Here is a 19,957-nt window from a genome sequence, read left to right as displayed (position 1 = left end):
TGGCATCGTTTTCATAAATTCTCTCACTTCCCGTATCAATAAAAAGTAATTCTTTGATATCCTTTTTTAATCGTTTAAAAGAAGGTGAAAACTTTGGTTTATATATTAATCAATATATTAATTTTATTACTTATCATTTTACTTGCTGAATCATTAATGTATTTCATTACAATCAAAAATGCAAAATTAAAAAGCATTTTAACTTATATAGTAATGGCAGTAATAGCGTTTATCACCAGTCTATATATACCTAATGATTATAAGGGATGGACAAAAACATTAGCTACAGCATATTTAATTGTAGCATTAATATCTTTACTTAAAAAAAATACCGATTTTAATTAAACAAATTAAACTAGTTTAATTTAAATATATTTATGTTTTGTTAGGTGATCAGTCAAATTTATTGTATTAATCATGTTGAAATTCTCTGAATATAAAAAGCTCAATAGTTATGGCATAGCTATTGAGCTTTTTATATATGTCTCTTTTTACTTTTCATAATCACTTTGTTGCATCATTTTCTTACAATTACGCCCGAAACCAGATGTGGATTATTAGTAATAAACAAATATATTAACAAAAACTTTATTTACAATAAAAAGGTAAAAATGTATATTTATATAAACAACTAAGATTTTCCATATTATAATTAAAAAATATTAGATTCGAAGGAGGGGGCCAATGGAACATTCGAGGAAAAGTTTCTTGTATTTAAAGAATAAAAATTGACTTCTATGTTTCCCTTTCATAAGATTCGCGCTGTCTGGAACAGCTCTTACTAAATAATGTACAAGAAGGTGAGCTCTATGAGTAACTTTAGTAAAGGAGCTGTATATGCTGTTATCTCAGCTATAGGCTATGGGATAATGCCTATTTTTACCGTCAAAGCATATGAGCACGGGGTGACAGTTTACACATTGCTTTTTTTAAGATTTGCATTAAGTTCTGTGATATTTTTTTCGTATTTCCTTTTTAGAGGCATAAATATAAAAATAGGAAAACAAGGTATTAAAAATCTTTTCTTATTAGGTGGTGTATTATTTACACTATTATCTATTTTTCATTTTGAATCAATAAAATATATCTCCTCATCTATGGCAGTTCTACTCCTCTATTGTTTCCCTTTATTGGTTTGTATCATTTCCTATTTTTTATATAAAGAAAAGTTGAATATTGGATCTATGATCTCTTTAGTGGCAGCTTTCATCAGCATGATTTATTTATTGGGAGTTTCATTAGATAAAATGAATATTTATGGAGTAATATTATCTCTTCTGGCAGCTTTAGTATTTGCCATATATATGATTGTTGGAAAAAAAGTAACGATCAATAATTCTCCTGTAATAATCAGTGCTTATACAACGCTATTTGCAGGAATGGGTGTTTTCACATTTGGTTTAGTAAAGCAGGAAATTTCTTTAGATTTTAATGCTCATGCATGGCTATACATAGCATGTATGGTATTTCTCTCAACCATTATTGCTGAAATAGCATTTTTTAAGTCACTAGAATTATTAAGCTCTTCTAATGTATCGATGATTAGTATGGTAGAACCTGTCTTTACCTCTGTATTTGCTCTTGTATTTTTAAATGAACGATTACATTTTTCTCAAATTACTGGCGGTTTCTTTCTTTTAATCAGTTTAACAATATTGATTTACTTCCAAAATAAAACTGTTACTAGCCAAGAGATAAAAGAGGAATTGATTCAGAATGAACATATATTAACAAAATAGAACACGGCTCCTAAATACAATGGTATGAAATATATTATTAAAGGGGATGACATTAATGCAAGTTGCAAAGCAAGATACAAAGGACAAGTATTGGAAAACTATTTTACAAGAGTTTGAATTAAAAACGGTTGTACCTTTAGGCACATTTAATAATAATGGTTTCAAATTGACAAGAGAAAACTTTATTTTAGATGAGGAAACCAAACAGTCAATTTGGAAATTTGCTAGAACTTACAGTGTTAATGTTACTTCTATTTTATATTCAGCATGGGGAATTTTACTACAAAAGTATAATGATACAAATCATATTATGTTCGGTACAATGACTATTGATAAAGATATTTTACCTCTTTGTTTTAAATCTAATTTTAATACAACAGGATTAGAATATGTTAAGCAAATTGAATACGAGGCAAAACTGAGACAGCAATATGAAGATTTGGCTTTAGAAGAAGTTGCATCTTATAGTCAAATACAATTTAAAAATGGATTATTTGGATCAGCTTTATTGACTGGTGAAAAGGATAATAACATTCAACGACTCTGTGAAACTTACAAAATTGATATAAGCTTAGAAGTAGATTCTTTATTGGAATGTACTGTCCTTTATAATGTTGATTTATTTGATATTTTTACAATTTCTAAAGTGAACGAACATTTCATTAATATATTAACTGACCTACTATCAAACCCACATAAAACATTTAATGCCATCAATATTCTTTCAGAAACAGAAAAAAATCAAGTATTATATGATTTTAATTGCCATTTACTTAACTACGATTCAACTAAAACAATTGATGATTTTTTTGAATATCAAGTTAAAAAAGGGCCAGATAGAATCGCATTGATTTGCCAAGATAGAAAATTAACCTATAAAGAACTAAATGAAAAATCAAATCAATTAGCACATTTATTGCGCCAAAAAGGTGTTAAACCAGAAAAATTAGTTGGTTTAATAGTAGAACGATCAGAAGATTTGATAATTTGTATGTTTGCTGTCCTTAAAGCGGGAGGAGCATATCTCCCAGTTGATCCAGCTTACCCGTTAGAACGTATTAATTATATGTTTGAACAAGCAGACATAAATTTACTATTAACTCATAGCCATTTAAATATAGAATTATCAATTCCTTGCGAGAAAATATATTTTGACGATTACCCTTTACATCATTATCCTACTAGTAATTTGGATAAATTACATGATGTAAATAATCTAATGTATACTTTATATACTTCTGGTTCAACCGGTCAACCAAAAGGAGTTGCTGTTGAACATAGAAATGTTGTAGGCTATTATCATAGTTTTAGAAATGAATTCAACATAAACGAAAATGATATTATGCTACAACAATCAACAGTATCATTTGATATTTCTGTAGAAGAAATTTTCCCAATCTTGCTTACAGGCGGAACTTTAGTTATAGCTTGTAGGGATGATGTAGCCTCTACAGAAAAACTTCTAGATATAATGAGAAATAATAAAGTCACAATGATTAGTGGATTTCCACTATTATTGAATGAATTAAATAAATATCCTCTTGTAGAATCATTGCATACAATGATTAGCGGAGGCGATGTGTTAAGAAAAGAATATATCAGTAATTTGATTGACAAAGTAAAAATATATAACACCTACGGCCCTTCTGAAACTACTGTTTGTATTTCATATTTTGAAGTAACAAGTAAGAAAGTAGGAAATAATATTCCAACTGGTAAACCTATTGCTAACTATAAAGTCTATATTTTAGATAAAAATCGTCAGCCTGTCCCTATTGGTGTTCCTGGAGAAGTATGTATATCAGGCGTAGGCGTTTCTCGAGAATATTTAAATCGTCCTGATTTGACTAGTGAGCGTTTTACGCAAAATCCATTCGTAGAAAATGAGAAAATGTATATTTGTGGTGATTTAGCACGATGGTCACCTGATGGGAATATTGAATTTTTGGGTAGAATTGATAATCAAATAAAAATTGGCGGGAGAAGAACTGAGCCTGGTGAAGTTGAAGAAAAACTTTTACAACATCCTTCCATTGAAGAGGCTTGTGTTATTGCAAGAGAAAATAAAAATAAAAATAAATATCTAACGGCTTATATCGTGATGAATGAGCAAAATTCTGCCATAGAATTAAAAGAATACTTGCTGCAATTTTTGCCTGATTTTATGGTACCGTCTTATTATGTTGAATTAAATAAATTACCTTTAACGTTAAATGGTAAAGTCGATAAAAATAATTTAGCAGTTATTTTAGACTAAGTATACAGAATTTCAGGAATGTTAAAATCTTCATTATAGTATAAAACCTCTATTAAAGATTATGCCATATTAATAGAGCGTGGGATTAACGAAATTTAATCTCTACCTTTTAAAGTTTAAAAAGCTGAATACAAAAAGCTCAATAGTATTGGTCGTTCCTACCATATCTATTGAGTTTTTTAAATTTGTCTTTTCTTCAAGATTCGTCTGTTAAAGAAATCAATCAGAAAGTATTAGAACGTTACCCTCAATTTATAGAATTTAAAAATCGGACAAAACCTTCCACAGATTCTGACATAAAAGCATTTTTTATCTTTTATTAGTTTTATAATTCATTTATTGCTCTCCACTCGAGTGCCATATACATCAATTGTTGATGGAATATATGCATATTTTCGTGTCAACAAATCACTTACAGAGTTATAACTACTAAAGTCATTATCTATTTCCATCTTCATCTTACTATTCTTGCCTACACCATATACCCGTACTAGCCAAATTTCATCCTTATACAGAATGAACTTTTCCAATTCAGGATAAGTAATTGAATAGACTGCGCTTGTACTTGTTGATGTTGTACCCTTCACTTCAATTTTTATTGGTTTTGGAGGAGTCTGTGGTTGTAAATAATCGAATGCTGTAATATCGTATCCTAATCCATCACCTTGTGTTTGCGCTACATGCTCTACCTGATCTCCGTATTTTTCACCGAATACTTCTATTACTTTCTTTTTCACATATTCAAATACTTTTTGCTCTGCAATATCACCAATTTTTTTACGCTTTTTCAAGTCTTTTTGTAGCTGGTCTTGACTTACCACTCGACCCCGTTTCTTTGTACTGCCCGCTATCTTATTATTAACTCTAGACTCTCCTTGCTCGTAACTAGAAGTAGCAAACGTTTCCTCGTTAATTTCACCATCTTCTATTAGTTCTACTTCTACTTCAGGGATATCTTCATTAAGAAAACTATCAAACAAGCTAGCCCAAGCTTCAGGACAAGGAAATAAATAAGCCTGATTTCCTCGTCCATTTTCTTGAAAGGCTGAATATTTTTGCGGACGATCAGATTCCATATCTCCCCAAACATCTCTAATCATAATTGGATGTTCTAAAATTGTGTAATCTACATCCACCTTATAACCTTCATCTGACCATAGATTTTTTTCCTGCAGCTCATGCGGTTGTTCTGCAATATAACAATCTGAAGTTGCTATACCTACCGCTCGAATCGCTTGATCATAACAGCTGTAAATTTTATTACCAGCCTTAATTGTAGCCATCCGTTCGTACGCATGATTGCTATTTCCACTTTTATTTTTTTGCGGGGACCACATATATCCCCCGATAATTTCTTCCTCGTGTGTAGCATTTTGCATAACAATAAAATTACTCATATATTCACCCTTAGTTTCAAGAAACGTTCCATTTCAATTTTAATATTATTTAAATATTGTATTTTTACTATAATTCACGATTATAACATTGTCAAAAAAATCCATTATTAGGTGGATAATATTAGCTTTGAAAAATTAAAGACACTAAATTTCGCGAAAAGCTTCTCTTTATTTACTGAAACAGCCTAAAACAGATGACCTTTTTGAAATTGATTAAAAATAAGTTGCAAATATAGATGTTTTATTATAATATTTCATTATTGTGCAAAAAATAATATGTTTTTCTTCTTATCAAGAGAGATGGAGGGACTGGCCCTATGAAATCTCGGCAGCGGAACTTTGTGAGTAAGTTACTGTGCCAAATCCAGCAAGCAAAGGCTTGATAGATAAGAGGAGTGTTTTATAGATATAAGACCTCTTCTTGTTTTCAAGAAGAGGTCTTTTTTAGAGGAAAATGGACAAAGACGTATCCATTTTTAATTTTTGGAGGTAGAACAATGAAGAAAGAAAATCCATGGGCGCTAATCCCATTTGTTGTTTTTTTAGTTTTATTTATTGGTTCAGGGGTTATTACAGGTGATTTTTATGCATTCCCTGTTATTGTAGCCATTGCCATTTCGGGCGCTGTGGCTCTGGCAATGAATCGAAAAGAATCGTTTTCGAATAAGGTTGATATTTTTTGTAAAGGCGCTGGAAATTTAAATGTCATGCTGATGGTTGTTATTTTTCTATTAGCTGGAGCCTTTTCAGAGGTAGCAAAAGGCATGGGGGCAGTGGATTCCACTGTTAACTTTGCTTTGTCAGTCATTCCGCAAAACCTGCTTGTCGTAGGCTTGTTCATCATCGCTTGCTTTATCTCCCTATCAATGGGTACATCGGTAGGAACAATTGTTGCACTGGCGCCAATTGGAGTTGGGATCAGTGAGCATACCGACTTTTCCATGGCTTTAGTAATGGCAGCGATTGTTGGCGGATCGATGTTTGGCGATAATTTATCCTTTATTTCAGATACAACCATTACTGCCGTTCGTTCACAAGGCGTACAAATGAAAGATAAATTTAAGGTGAATTTTTGGATTGTGTTGCCGGCAGCTGTTGCAACAAGCATTTTTTTAGGAGTTATCACAATGGGCGAAACCGCGGCACAAGTAGAGCATTTAAGCTATAGTTGGGTAAAAATTGTTCCCTATGTATTGGTTATTATTTTTGCGCTAATTGGAATGAATGTCTTCCTTGTTCTTGCATTTGGAATTGTTCTGGCCGGGGCTGTTGGCTTAGCGGATGGTAGCTATCAGTTAATGGACCTTTTCCAAAAGATTGGCGAAGGAATGTCAGGCATGTATGAAATGGCATTTCTTGCAATCTTAATAGCTGGAATGGTGGAGATTATTAAGCTTAACGGAGGAATTGACTTCCTACTTCACCTTGCCACACGAAGAATTAAATCAAAAAAAGGTGCCGAATTTGGGATTGCCGGCCTTGTGGGCCTAACTAATTTATCTACGGCCAATAATACAGTTGCTATTTTAATTGCTGGCCCGCTTGCAAAAAATATTGCTGACCAGTATGGGATTGAGCCAAGAAAATCCGCAAGTATTTTAGATATTTTCTCCTGTACAACTCAAGGGCTTCTGCCGTACGGAGCCCAATTCCTAGCAGCCGCAAGCGTAGCCGGAATATCGCCAGTTAGTATGCTGCAGTATTCTTTCTACCCGATTTTGATAGGGATTTGCGGGGCTATTGCTATCCTTATTGGATACCCGAGACCAAAGAAAGCCTAAACTTTATCACTTTAAAGTGGCGATGTAACTTTAAAAATATTGATTATCTTGAAATAATCCAATTGTTTTGAAAAGAATTTAATCAAAACAATTGGATTTTTTATTTGAGGCTATTCATAAATATTTTTTTAGTTATTCTTCAGCGCTTTTATTGCATCATCAACATAAGGTACTTTGCTCCATAAATCCACATCGCCAATAATGACTAATCGATATTTTGCTCTAGTTACAGCCACATTTAGAATATTAGGTTTCAAACCTACCCAATTTGCAGCCCTTATGCCATTTTTTGCATCGCAACCAAGAACAAAAATGACTTCGTTAGCTTCTTTACCTTGAAAAGTATGAACAGTACCACAACTTCGATCTACCCATTCTTCAATCATTTCAAAGTTTAGCTCTCTAAGATTACTTTTCAACATCAACTTTAGGTTTCTTTTAATGCTCGACACAACCGATTTAAATGGACTAATAATATATAAATTCGGTAATCCTTTTTGAAGTATAATAGCTTTCATCACCATGTCTGACACAATTTCTCCTTGTTCAGCAACAAAATGATCTTTACCTCCTACTTCGACTCCTTTTACATCAATCCATGTAGATTTTTCAAGCAATAATAACAAATCTTCTTTGGGTCCTAAGGTTTGTTTAAACATACGACCATTATAAGCAATATTATTTGAAATCGAAAACATCGGATCTAAACATCGCCTATGAATAACAAGCGGACACCCTAACCAAATTTTATCGTTTAAATATTCTCTGTAACCGCCAAATTTATTTAAGTTGTCTGCAAACAACTGTACAGAAAGCTCGGATGATTGATATTCAGAACTTATATTAAAGTCATCCGCTAATCTCTTTATTAATTCTTTAGGGACAGTAACTACTGGTTCCACTTGCAAAGGGTCTCCAACAATTATAGCTTTATTCGTACGCCAAATGGCACCTAAAGCCGAGTATGGCGTAGCTTGACCTGCTTCATCTATAATTAAAGTACCTAATTCATTCTTATCAATATGATTTAAAAATGTAGAAATCGAGGCAAACGTTGTCGAAACAACTGGCACAACTAAAAATAATGTATTTAATAAATGTCCATATGCTAAATTTTTATCCTTCTCCGTGAATACCCCCTTCCACATATTCACAAGACAACTCAAATTTTGCCTAGTTTCCTTAGAATTTAATACAAATGCTTTTTGAAGCATTAACGCATAACAAAATAATTCCTCACGTAATATATCGAATTCTTTATCTGTCCATGGAGCTGCTAATTGTGATTTCTCATTAGTTTGAATGTTTTCCCAAAATTCGTCTCCTGCAAAATTATTTCCGAAACGTTTCTTATGTTGTTGTATTGTTTCAGAACTTTTTTTGAATTGATTTAATTTATTTTGTAAATTATCTTTCGTTTTTTGATAAGATATTTTACAACTATTTAATAGAGCTTGTAATTCCACGAATCCTTCTTTTAATCTTGTATGCGTAATTGTCGTTTCAATTATTTTTTCTTTAGTATTTTTTAGTTCAATAAATAGTGAATCATTTTTAAATAAGAATGAAAAAATCTTTTTATGCCAAGGTAACCTATTATATAGATTTTGCTCATTTTCATTTAATACTTTTAATTTCTCTTCACTTTGAGTAATGTCTTGCTTTTTTTGATTTAATGCATGTTCATTTTCTAGTAACGTATGCTCTATTTGTGCTTTTCAACTTCTTTAATGGCATCTTCAATAGACTTACGATGTACAATTAATTCATTATACTTATTTTTAAATTTTGTTCTCGCTTCTTGCCAATTCGGAGCTTGTTCCTTAAATAACTGTTGCAAGTTTTTAATGTCTTTATTAAACCAAATTGCTTTACTAAGCTCATTAATGTTCGATTTTTTTCCTAAACGCGCAGAAATTAATCCCCAACTTTTTTCTTTCATTATTGAATTTATAATGTCAGTAAAATAAATTTCTTCCTGGATATCAATATTGAAAAGAGATGTGTTCGATTTTTTCACATCCTTTGCCAGTGGAAGCTCTGTTGAAATATTTTCAACAGCTGCATTGTTATTAGAAGCAACAATAATTCCATATTTTTTTAATTTTGTATCAATGGCATAAAAATGTTTCGAAAACTCATTTGGAGGATTATTAAATAATTGTTTTTTAAAAGCTTCTTCAGGTTTATTGTAATTGCTTAAATACAATGCTCTTTCAACAATACTGTGAGCAATAATTTCTTTTAATAAAGTCGTTTTCCCAGTCCCAGGTGGACCATTTACCGAAAAAACATTACTTTCATGGGCATTATCCGAAATTGCTAAATTAATAGCTAATTGCTGCATTAAACTTGGACTGTGCTCAGAAGGCCATTTCCCTAATGGATAATTTTCGATCGAGAGCCATTTTTTCATATGAGTTATATCATGATCAATTTCAATTTTGGTATTTGTTTTATCGTTCAATGCATTAATATACTGAGTAATTCTATCCGTAGTAGTAATTTTATTTCTGATCATATCAATATCAGATATATAGAAACTACTCATCATATCTGTGCTAGTGTCGGTACTTTCTTCTAACTCTTTTTTCTCAATTTTTTTATTTATAACAGCACTAAAAGATGAAACAAGATGTACTATACTCAACTTTCGTAATAGAAACACAAATAATTGTTCTAAATCTTCATAATCAAGCTTTTTATTTAAGGAAACTAAATATGTATTTACACTTCCATTTAGTTCATTAATTTTTTCATTTTTCAAATCTACTTTTAAATCCTGTTCAATAATAATTTTCGACATTGCCCAAACGAAAGTAGACAACGTAAAAGACCCATCGACATAATAACCTGTCGATGATATTTTTAAGGCACACAAACAGCTTAAGGAATTGTCCTTTTCAATTAAATCATCGCTCTTCCCAATTACTTTTAACATTTCTTCTATTAAAACTTGTGAGTTAACTCTCCCTAGATACACATCATATGAATTTTTCGTATTGGGGTTTTGTAACCATTCAACACTACGACTTTTTTGATTTAAATATCTAGTTCTCGTATTTTTTTCTGGCCAAAAAGGAGAAAAATATTCAAGACTATACCAATAATCTAATATTTTTTTTATATCCTCCATAAAATACACCTTCCTTCATTGTTTTATCTTTACTCATCATTATATTCTTTAAAATTCCAATTTCTAATTATCTGTAATTGTCTGCTTCATCAAACAAGTAAACTCGAGTCTATTCCGCACTTCTTCATGGTTCGATCCTTCCAGTTCATTATAGAGACAAACGGTACATTATGACCTCTGCTGACTTCTGATGCTTCAGCTACCTATCGCTAAGTAGGTTATACAAAGTGTACTTTGTGTTTCCATCAGACCTCCTCGGGTAAGCGCATGCACAGCGCACATAAAAAAAGAAGCAAGTTTGTTTTGCTTCTTTAAGTGAATTTGATTTTATTTCTCTAATACATTCCCGAGGTATAACATATCATCTTGATCTATTTTGAAATCAGTTCCGCTATATACAACTAGCTCCAACTCGTCTGTTCTTTTATTTTTTCTTATCTCCCCTATTCCTCCGAATTGAATATCTTCATATTGTTCTAAATATCTTACAATAAGCGAAAAATTATTTAAGTAGCGATTATTACTAGGTTCAGCAATGAAAGCCTCTTCAAAAACCACTTTGATTTGACTACCATTACGTTCAACATATAAATTAGCAACTTCATCTACTAATTCAACATTTACTAATTCCCCCATTACCAATCTAATTTCCCCAATATCAGATAACGATATATTATCAATATATCTCTTCACAAGGTTTCTTCCTCTAAAGCCCTCTAGCCCTTCAATAGCTTCTCCACCAACTAAAGTTGAGTTCACTCTTGTTGTTTCTAATTTCCCTTGTGTCACAGGGCTTTTTTTGTTCAACTTTGTTTTTCGCTTCCTACTTCTTTGTTCTTCCAATTGCTCTTCGGTCATATTCATTACTTTGAAAGCATCCTTCAAAGCATTTTGTCTACGTTGGTAACTAATATCGACACTTATCCCATCTTCACTAAAAGTACCCCTTCTAATAGGTAATCTATCGAATTCGTGCATGCACCCTTGTTTATGGTCGTCATGTTTCCAAGTTCGATAATATGGTGTCAGTCCCCCACTGTAAGTTACTTTTGCGCGACAATCGGAAGTAGGACAATACAGCTTCCCCTTATATAGTTTCTCATAGCCTTTAGTCGTCATTTCATCCAAATGTATAACTTCCACAATTCCATTCTCATCAATGTACCTTGCTGCTACCATTCTCATAAAATATCCCCCTTCAACTAAAAACATATTTTATATAGACAAAATACTACATTATATTACCTATTATTACAAATAAAGAGTCTCATTTACCTATAAAAAAATAGTTTACAAACACAAGATATATGTATTATATGCGCTTGAATTTTTCATCCAATCGTCCTTATTAAAAGATCCTTTCAATTTGATTATTAGAAGGTCAATGAACATGCTCAAAGATGCCACTTCTATGGAGAAAAGAAAAGGGATATTGCCAAGGAGTTCAACTCCCGTTCAATATCCCTTTTCTTAATAATCGTTGATAAGACTGCGTTCACAGCCATTCTATGTATGTAGACGGCGGGAGTTGAACCAACCGTCTCAAAACATTACAATATCAAGGCTTGCGGGGGCAAGTGGTTATTTTGACTACGTTTTTGACTACGTTTTTATTCTTTAATGATTTCCCTTATACACATCCGTTGAGAAATAATAGCCTTTAAATTGATTAGACTTACAATTCCTACATCCATTTACTTCTTTACGAAAAGTTTTAACACAACACTGGCACTGTAATACATTAATAGTAAAAATCATTCTTGCTATTTCATTTAAAATAAATCAATAACATTATTTTTCGACTTACTCTTTCATAAACAATCGCTATGAATTATTACGTAATAAAGAGTCATCATTTATTAATAACAGAACAATTAATTTAATTAACTTTTGTCTATTTTTAATTAGAATTAAATATCATTAGTTGTATTATTTTTTCTCCTTATTCATTAACACTTTAATATGATTCCAATCCTTATTAAAAGGTATAGTACGAATTACCTTTATTATATATTTAGTATCATTCAAATCCATATCAGTTGCAATTATTTTCGCAATATCTCTTGGGACGTAACCTACTTGTTTTTCATTATATTTGATTGCAATTGCAAAAGGATCATACTCATTATTCATTTCTCTTTCATAAGTTAAATACTGATTACTCTTAAGTAACCTTGAAATTTCTTTTCTAGAGTTCTCAAATCTAATACCTCTTACGTTAAAAACATATCCCTCTTTAAATTTCTGTTTAAAATTAAATTTCAAGCCAACTTCCATTAACTCTTCTATCTCATAAGAATCAAATCCACCAATACTTAATTGTTCTTTTGTTATGTTTACTAGAGCAGAAATAAATTTACGTAATGTTCTTCTTTTAAAGATAGAGGATATTTTTATAGCCAACCCTCTATCTTTAATACCAAGTGCTAGTGCCATACAAGCATTTTGAGAGTTTACTCCATATCTTAGATACATTGATAAACTTTTAATATTTTTAGGAAGGTTATTCCAACTCACATCCATTACGTGACACATTAATGTGATAAATGCACTAATTCCCCAAGGATACCTAAAATATAAACACTCTTGTATAAATAGCTCCATTCTTCTTGAATCCGCTTTGTACTTATCATCAGCATCTGCCCATAATAATCTTAATGATTCTATCTCTAATCCACTAAGCCATGCTTCTATAAAATTTAACCCTTTATTAAAATCTATATTTTCGAATTTTTTAGTCTGATTAGATTTCATTTCTCTTATTGGATATTCATTAATTAAATAATATATGTGTTTAAGTAATTTTAAATAATCATCAGCTATATAAATCTCTTTTAGATGTTCATTATTTTCATTTATATAATCTAATATAATTTCATTACTATATAATGATAGTCCTGTTTTTGAAAAAGCAGAAATTTCTTCCTTCGTTTTACCATTTTTCACATTACTAGCTAAATCCTTTAAACTCGAAGATAGAAGCTTTAAGTTTTCTGTATTTGTTTGTAACTTAAATAAGCTATTATCATTAATCATCTCAATTATGTCATCTAGCCCATTATCTTCATACAATTCCTCGGCAAGGACGTGAATTAAATGTGACTCTGCCCCACCTTCTAAGTCAGATAAAAATTCATCATTATTTATAAGCCTAGATGATAGTTTCTCAATTAAGACAGAAAAATAACTTGTCAAATTCTCTAAATTGTCTTTTTGAATATATTTATTAAACAGATCATTATCCTTACTACTACTAGTTAAGTAAATAACTTGTCCTTCTGTTTCTAACCCAGCCCTCCCAGTCCTACCAATAATATTCCAGAAATCTCTTACAGAAATTTCTTTATAGTCCTGTTTAGAATTATTTATTACTAAAGAGTGTATTACTAAATTTTTTATCGGGAAATTTACTCCCTGACCAATTGTGTTTGTAGAAATTAAAATCTTCAATATATTATTCCGATAATCTTCTTCAATAGCTCTTTTGACAGGCTCAAACATTTCCCCATTATGTATTCCAATTCCTCTGTTTATACATTTTGTGATAATTGAATCTTTACCATACCATTTAAGAGCAATTTTATAAGAATTACTATTTTCATTCGTATGGAAATAAGATAGTACAGTTTTTTTTTGAGATTCAATATATTCTATATAGTCATAAAGACTAGATGCCACTGAGTAAGACCATCTCGGAATTGAACAGAATATAAGTGTACTACCACTATTTGATAGATTATATGCAATAATTGCAGCTGTCTCACTCTTACGAAAAATACCTTTTGATTTTCTTGGATATGTTCTTAGTCCTATTTTATGAACAAATAAAAAATCTTTAGTAATTTTCTCTTCATTATCTTCAGTTAAATTAACATATTCTAATTTACCAATCCCATTATCCCAATAAAATTTACTTATAAACCTTCTAGTAGGTTCCCAAGAAACACCATCTACTTTAGGTGACTTAATTACATTATGGCTATTACCACTTATCCATGTAGAAAGCTGTGATACGCTTTGCTCAGATAAGACAGCTGAAATAAATAATGTATTCAACATTGGAAACTTAATTTTTAATCTTATCATTAAAAACTCAAGTAAAGCAGATCTTTGAGAAAGATCTCCTATAATATGACCTTCGTCTATTACTATAAGTGCAATATTTGCAAAAAATTCTGGCCTTACCCTAAATAAAATGTCCAATTTTTCAGGGGTAGCAATTAAAATATCTGCTTCATCCATAATAATAACCTGTAAGTCATCTAGTTCGTAACTTCCATTTAATGAAGTAACAGAATAACCAATCAATGAAAATTTTTTAGCTAATTCCTGTTCTTTTTCATTTGTTAGTGACCTATATGGAGCAACATAAATACATTTTTTATCCCTATTTTTAACTAAAGCATTTAAAATTGCTAATTCTGCTATTAAGGTTTTCCCAGCACTAGTTGGCATTTGAATCACATAATTTTGATTATTGGAAAGATATCCTGAATCTATCGCCTCTATTTGTGACATCCAAAATTCGAATAACGAAATCCTTTTACTAGAATCTTGAATTTCATTATCTTTAAAAGGATTGATTGTTAATAATTTTAAATAACTTTTCCATTGTGGATTATTAACGTCAACCTCATCTCTTAACTTAATCCAGACAGATCTATTTTTGAACACTGAGAGCCTATACATCAATAGAAAAAGCAAATGTGAAATATGAGTATTTCCTTCATCAAGAAAATATTTATATACATTATTAAGGCTCAGTAAAAAATCATTATCATTACCATATAGTGCAGCATTGTAGAAGCTTTTCATAGCATCTTTATATAGTTTTGTACCTTTGCTCTCATCTTCTGTTTCAATCATTATTTCCTCTAAGGCATTATATAATTTTTTATTTAATAATTTTGTTATATTACCCAAAATATAATTATCTGTTTTTATATTTTCATCTACCGAAGAATATATAGAACTTAGACTATATTCTGTGATTTCCCTGATAATACATAAAGCATTGGCTTGATATCCTGCTATATCATAACAAAGAGCTGCTAAAATACCACAATATTCCTTCTCATATTCCCCAGACACTTTATAAAGATTTTCATAAACTTCAGCGCATTCTCTTATAGCCTTTTTGGCAAGTATATTAGTAGAATCATAGCTTAATAAGGTAATTGCGTTTGTAGACAAAAATAATGTTTCTCTCCATATTTTACTTTCATCTATTTTAACTATATTATTTGTTTCTAATCTGATATTAATTAATTTCTTTTTATCACTTAAGAATGATTCTTCTGAAGCATTTAGTATATCATTAATATCTTCCTCTACTTTTTTATAAAACTCCTCTTTTTTCATCAGTGTATACCTCCCTAACCGCCTGTTCTATTGAACGTTCAAAAGCTTTCTCATAAAGACTCCTTAATTCGTTAATAAGTATTACCTTAACTTCTAGTGGATATAATTTGGGTGGTAGCGTATTTAACTCTTCTAAGATTTTTTCTCGATATAGAGACTGTTCTACTATAATTATTATTTCATAAGATTTATTATATTTGTCAGGATGTTTAACAATGTCACTATACTTCGCAGCTATTTCATAAAACTCTTCAGCTTTATCTGTAACATCAGCATTGTCAAAGTGCACAGCAATATCAAAATAATACCTAAATAAGTAATCTGCTATTGCTTCTGTGTTAGGAGATTGTTGATCATTAAACAATCCTTGATGAGCAACTACTCCTATATAATGACTCTTATCTTCATTATTTATCTTGACTTTTTCTTTTTTCATTGTTAGTCGAGACTTTATTTCATAATATCTAAGATCAGTTATCTTTTCTCCAAAGTTATGTGAAATCATATCAGTACAAAAAACTGATCTATTATTATTAAATTTCCATCTTATCTTGCAGATTGGAATTTGCATATTATCAAACTTCTCGACTAATTCCATTGCAACTGTTTCTCCAAAATCCCCCTGCCTAACATTTTTTCTAATATTTTGTTCTCCTACCAGCTCTTCTATATTTGGTAATGCATAGGTTTTTAAATAATTAATTAAACTTTCCTTTGGTTCATCTTTATATGCATGTTTAAGAGCTTTTTTGTCTCTAAATGCTTCTAGTAAATTTAATCCAAGATAATCTAGTATACTGTCGTCTATTTCTGAAATTTCTATAAATTCAACTTTTGAAAAACCATATGTATTTTTATCCTCTTCATTTTTACTTAGCCATTGTCTTATCATAAAATAGCCCCCTAAATTTAGTAAATTAAAACAATACTTATTTTATCACTTCGGGACAATTTATTCATATCAATGTTAAAATTACAACGCTTTAAAGATTAATGGTAAAACCAATAAATATTGACTATATATTAAAAGCTGTTTGTATTTTGACATTTGTTCTTTTTCTATTTTTAACAGGTATTCACAATAAGTAGTGGAATACCTTATTTGATTGCTATTGAGCACTCAATATTTCTACCGTTTTCAACTGCGTGTTCAACTATAAAATCAATTATTTCTTGATTATTCATTATATCCTTCTCATTTTCACTTTAGAGAAATTTACCACATTTAACTATACTAGGTGAAAACAAATAAAAAACACGCAACATCAAATGACATTACGTGTTCACTACCTTGCTATTTACTTGCCTTGTATAATTGCGCTCGTTTGTTTTCAAATTCCTCTCGCTTCTTCAACAACCATTCCATCGATTCATTGAAAAATACATCCGCGCTATGCCATAATTGCAGTAATACTGTATCCCTAGAGAAGATATACACATCGGCGGTAGTCGAACCAACCGTCTCGGAATGTTATTTTATCAAGGCTTGTGGGGGCATAGATTATTTTTGACTACGAGTTATAAAAAATTGCGGGGTAAAGATTAGTAAAAGAATTATCATTAAAAAACAGGCTAAGTGTATCTCCTAGCCCGCCTGTACTATGTATTATTTTGAAAGCTGATCATTATCATTTTCGTCGATTACGTACGAATGTGATTTTGCTACTCCTACCTGAAATTACCTACTACTGTCTTCTCCTTAGTAATCCTTTAAATTCGGATTTCCTGCTTCATCTACAAAAATACATAATTCCCCCATATAACTTCCCGAGAAGCATTAATTATTTGTACTCCCCTACTTTTTCTGCAACTAGTAAATTCTTCATTTCACTTCGCTCATCATATACTTTTACTAAACGTTGCTTCAAATATTCTGCAAGTTTTTCATCCGTACAATACAAAAAACATCCCTTTTGCCCGCGTGACATCAATGTACGATACGTATTTCGAATAATCGCATCAACAGCCACCGCTGCTTTCTCTGGTTCTTCCTTCATCCATTTTTTAATGCCTTTAACAGATTGATCAGTTTTCGCACGTTTTGTATAGTCGGTAATAACGATGCCATCTTCATAGCGTAAATCGTCGCCAATAATGACGCCAACATAATCAAACTCTAAACCTTGGCATGTATGAATACAGCCCGCTTCATCTACGGATGCTTCCGCAATTGCCCAAATATCATTCCCTAAATTCCAGCTGATTGAAAAATCATACTCTTCGATGACGATGTCATGTACGTCACGATTATTTTTCTCACCCGAAATCCATTCCCAGCAGTAGCCTGCCACAATTCGAGCCTTGTTGTTAACTTTATTTTTCTCTTTAATCATATTGCGTAGCAAATTTGGCGAGTCTACTATTTGAATATCGTAATCCATCCCTAAATCATTATTATTTGCTGTTTCACGAATTCCAAGGACATCATCTAACCACGCAATATAACCATCCGAACCATCACATCTAAATTGCGAAGCTAATTCTCCTTCGTATACTTGCAAACCTAATTCATCAGCAAATCTTTTAATTAGCTCCACACTACCAATATCCTTTAATGTCACTCGTTGTGCCTCATCAATGAAAAACACACTGAACTTCGCACTATTCATAAGCTCCTTTACTTGATTTTCACCAAGATTACTAAATAAGCCTGATTTTTCATTTAATCGATGCGCCTCGTCCACTATTAATACATCAAATTCATTTTTATCTGTAGCATGGAAACTTCCAGAACCTTTAAATAGGTTATCGATGCTTTTTTTCTTCATCGTACCTTTCAGCTTCGTTGCATAGACATCTCGTGGCGCACTATTTTTCGTTACATACATGGCAAAATAATCGTCCTGAATCAGCTGTACTAACAGGTTGATTGCTAATACAGATTTCCCTGTACCTGGACCACCTATTACAATGAAAACACCTTTTTTATTCTCTGCAATACAGCTTGCTGAATAATCTAAAATTTGCTCATACACTACCTTTTGGTCATCAATCATTACAAACTCTGGATTGCCCTGAAGCATTGCAGCTATACTATCTTGAAGCGATTTAGAAGGCTTAATTCGACCATTCTCAATTTTTGCAATGATATCATTTTTATCACCATATTTAATATATTTTTTTATAAATTGGCGAAGTTGCTCCATTTCGCCTTTTCGGAAAATCGGTGACTTTTCAATATACTCTGCATAATGTTCATCTAATAATGGATCATTTTCTTGAATGAAATAATTATGTAGATACGCACATGGCTGAAGATGAATTGGTACATTTCGGACTTCTTCATTGAAGTCTTCAATTAAACAAGAGTAGCTCCAAGCCTGATAAGACGGATGTGTCGTTGGACGCTTTGAGCCACCCAAATAAGTTTCTACCACAACGGCATCAAGACGATCATTTTTTTCTACCGTTTCCCATTGCTTCAGTTCAACAATGACTGCATGGTCCTCTACTCCATCATTACCTGCAATAATAAAATCGACACGTTTCCCTGTGTTCGGAATTTTAAATTCAATCGCTGTCTTCGCATCCTTTGGGATTTCTCGATCACGTAAAACATTCGACATACGCTGTAGCGAATGATCCCATGAACGGATTTCACTCTTTGATGTACGACCGATTTTTTCTTGATAAACATTATATAAACGATCTACAATGACTTCATTTGCAACGTCTTCAAGGAATTCTGAAATATTAGCCTCATAAATAATCATATAAACACCTCATTTCGATATGGTCCAATAAATATTCTTCCTAATATTTTATCATGAAAATTAAAGATATATCTGATCAACTCTTATATTTAAAGTTACAATCATCTGAATTAATTTGATAGTTTAAAATTAATAATACGACAATTTTCTCAACCAACTTTTAATAATTTCACATACTAACAATGATAGCGAACATGATGCGAATTGGTTTAAAATAGAAAATGAAGAAAACAATATTATCCTTGAAACCATAAAATCATTAAAATCTAAAGAAGAAAAGGTGGATAGCTATTTGTATGCCAGTATCTTTAGTTATCTAGTTTCTATTTTGGCTGAATTTGCTGATAGTTTGGATACAGATGATCAATACCTACTTAATTTGTATAAGGACTTTTATGAAGTTATAATTTGGTATAATGAGGAATCATTAGTTAAATTGTTGATTTAGTTATATTAGTTTATTTCTATACAAAAAATGAACTAGATCTATGTCAAATTGAAGTCATCAACATGTTAATAAAAAAATTAGTTGGACCTATATTCAATTACAAGATGGTTGGAATATTTACCAAT

General features: G+C 31.2%; 11 protein-coding genes and 1 riboswitch. Of the genes, 4 read left to right on the top strand and 7 right to left on the bottom strand.

Features of this window, described 5'->3' with window-relative positions; translation table 11 throughout:
- Positions 1 to 93: 93 nt before the first annotated feature.
- The 3 genes from ACVYAD_RS16565 (at position 94) to ACVYAD_RS16555 (ending at position 3,996) form a co-directional block, all read left to right on the top strand.
- Complete coding sequence (locus ACVYAD_RS16565; protein ID WP_476427190.1) at positions 94 to 345, top strand: hypothetical protein; 252 nt, start codon at positions 94 to 96, stop codon at positions 343 to 345.
- Between the two features lie 464 nt (positions 346 to 809).
- Entirely contained in the window at positions 810 to 1,739 is a 930-nt protein-coding gene (locus ACVYAD_RS16560) for a DMT family transporter (protein WP_476427189.1), read from the top strand.
- Between the two features lie 55 nt (positions 1,740 to 1,794).
- The gene (locus tag ACVYAD_RS16555; protein WP_476427188.1) at positions 1,795 to 3,996 is read left to right on the top strand and encodes a non-ribosomal peptide synthetase; all 2,202 of its coding nucleotides are present in this window, start codon (positions 1,795 to 1,797) and stop codon (positions 3,994 to 3,996) included.
- A gap of 332 nt (positions 3,997 to 4,328) precedes the next feature.
- Here ACVYAD_RS16555 and ACVYAD_RS16550 read toward each other — a convergent pair whose 3' ends face one another.
- Positions 4,329 to 5,393, bottom strand: coding sequence for a protein NO VEIN domain-containing protein (locus ACVYAD_RS16550; protein ID WP_476427187.1), 1,065 nt, complete (start codon positions 5,391 to 5,393; stop codon positions 4,329 to 4,331).
- Between the two features lie 285 nt (positions 5,394 to 5,678).
- Positions 5,679 to 5,786: riboswitch (SAM riboswitch) on the top strand.
- 104 nt (positions 5,787 to 5,890) lie between these two features.
- On the opposite strand from ACVYAD_RS16550, the gene ACVYAD_RS16545 reads away from it, so the two are divergent.
- Positions 5,891 to 7,174: a Na+/H+ antiporter NhaC family protein gene (locus tag ACVYAD_RS16545; protein ID WP_476427186.1), complete on the top strand. Its 1,284-nt coding sequence runs from the start codon at positions 5,891 to 5,893 to the stop codon at positions 7,172 to 7,174.
- Positions 7,175 to 7,302: 128 nt separating this feature from the next.
- Here the strand turns inward: ACVYAD_RS16545 and ACVYAD_RS16540 are convergent, their stop codons facing one another.
- The 6 genes from ACVYAD_RS16540 to ACVYAD_RS16515 all read right to left on the bottom strand — a co-directional run bounded on the left by ACVYAD_RS16540 (position 7,303) and on the right by ACVYAD_RS16515 (position 19,384).
- Positions 7,303 to 8,640 carry a DEAD/DEAH box helicase gene (locus ACVYAD_RS16540; protein WP_476427185.1) on the bottom strand — a complete coding sequence of 446 codons (1,338 nt, stop codon included), beginning with the start codon at positions 8,638 to 8,640 and terminating at the stop codon, positions 7,303 to 7,305.
- A gap of 239 nt (positions 8,641 to 8,879) precedes the next feature.
- On the bottom strand, positions 8,880 to 10,310 hold the full coding sequence (locus tag ACVYAD_RS16535; protein ID WP_476427183.1) for an AAA domain-containing protein: 1,431 nt from the start codon (positions 10,308 to 10,310) through the stop codon (positions 8,880 to 8,882).
- A gap of 327 nt (positions 10,311 to 10,637) precedes the next feature.
- On the bottom strand, positions 10,638 to 11,495 hold the full coding sequence (locus ACVYAD_RS16530) for a hypothetical protein (protein WP_476427182.1): 858 nt from the start codon (positions 11,493 to 11,495) through the stop codon (positions 10,638 to 10,640).
- A 744-nt stretch (positions 11,496 to 12,239) separates the two neighbouring features.
- Positions 12,240 to 15,671 carry a DEAD/DEAH box helicase gene (locus ACVYAD_RS16525; protein WP_476427181.1) on the bottom strand — a complete coding sequence of 1,144 codons (3,432 nt, stop codon included), beginning with the start codon at positions 15,669 to 15,671 and terminating at the stop codon, positions 12,240 to 12,242.
- A complete protein-coding gene (locus tag ACVYAD_RS16520) occupies positions 15,649 to 16,563 on the bottom strand; it encodes a Hachiman antiphage defense system protein HamA (protein ID WP_476427180.1) in 915 nt (304 codons plus the stop codon). The genes ACVYAD_RS16525 and ACVYAD_RS16520 overlap by 23 nt, the downstream gene beginning before the upstream one ends.
- An 889-nt stretch (positions 16,564 to 17,452) precedes the next feature.
- The gene (locus ACVYAD_RS16515) at positions 17,453 to 19,384 is read right to left on the bottom strand and encodes a DNA/RNA helicase domain-containing protein (RefSeq protein WP_476427179.1); all 1,932 of its coding nucleotides are present in this window, start codon (positions 19,382 to 19,384) and stop codon (positions 17,453 to 17,455) included.
- Between the last annotated feature and the right edge of the window lie 573 nt (positions 19,385 to 19,957).

This window comes from Lysinibacillus sp. G1-3 (assembly GCF_056322905.1).
This window is presented reverse-complemented; position numbering and strand designations above follow the sequence as displayed.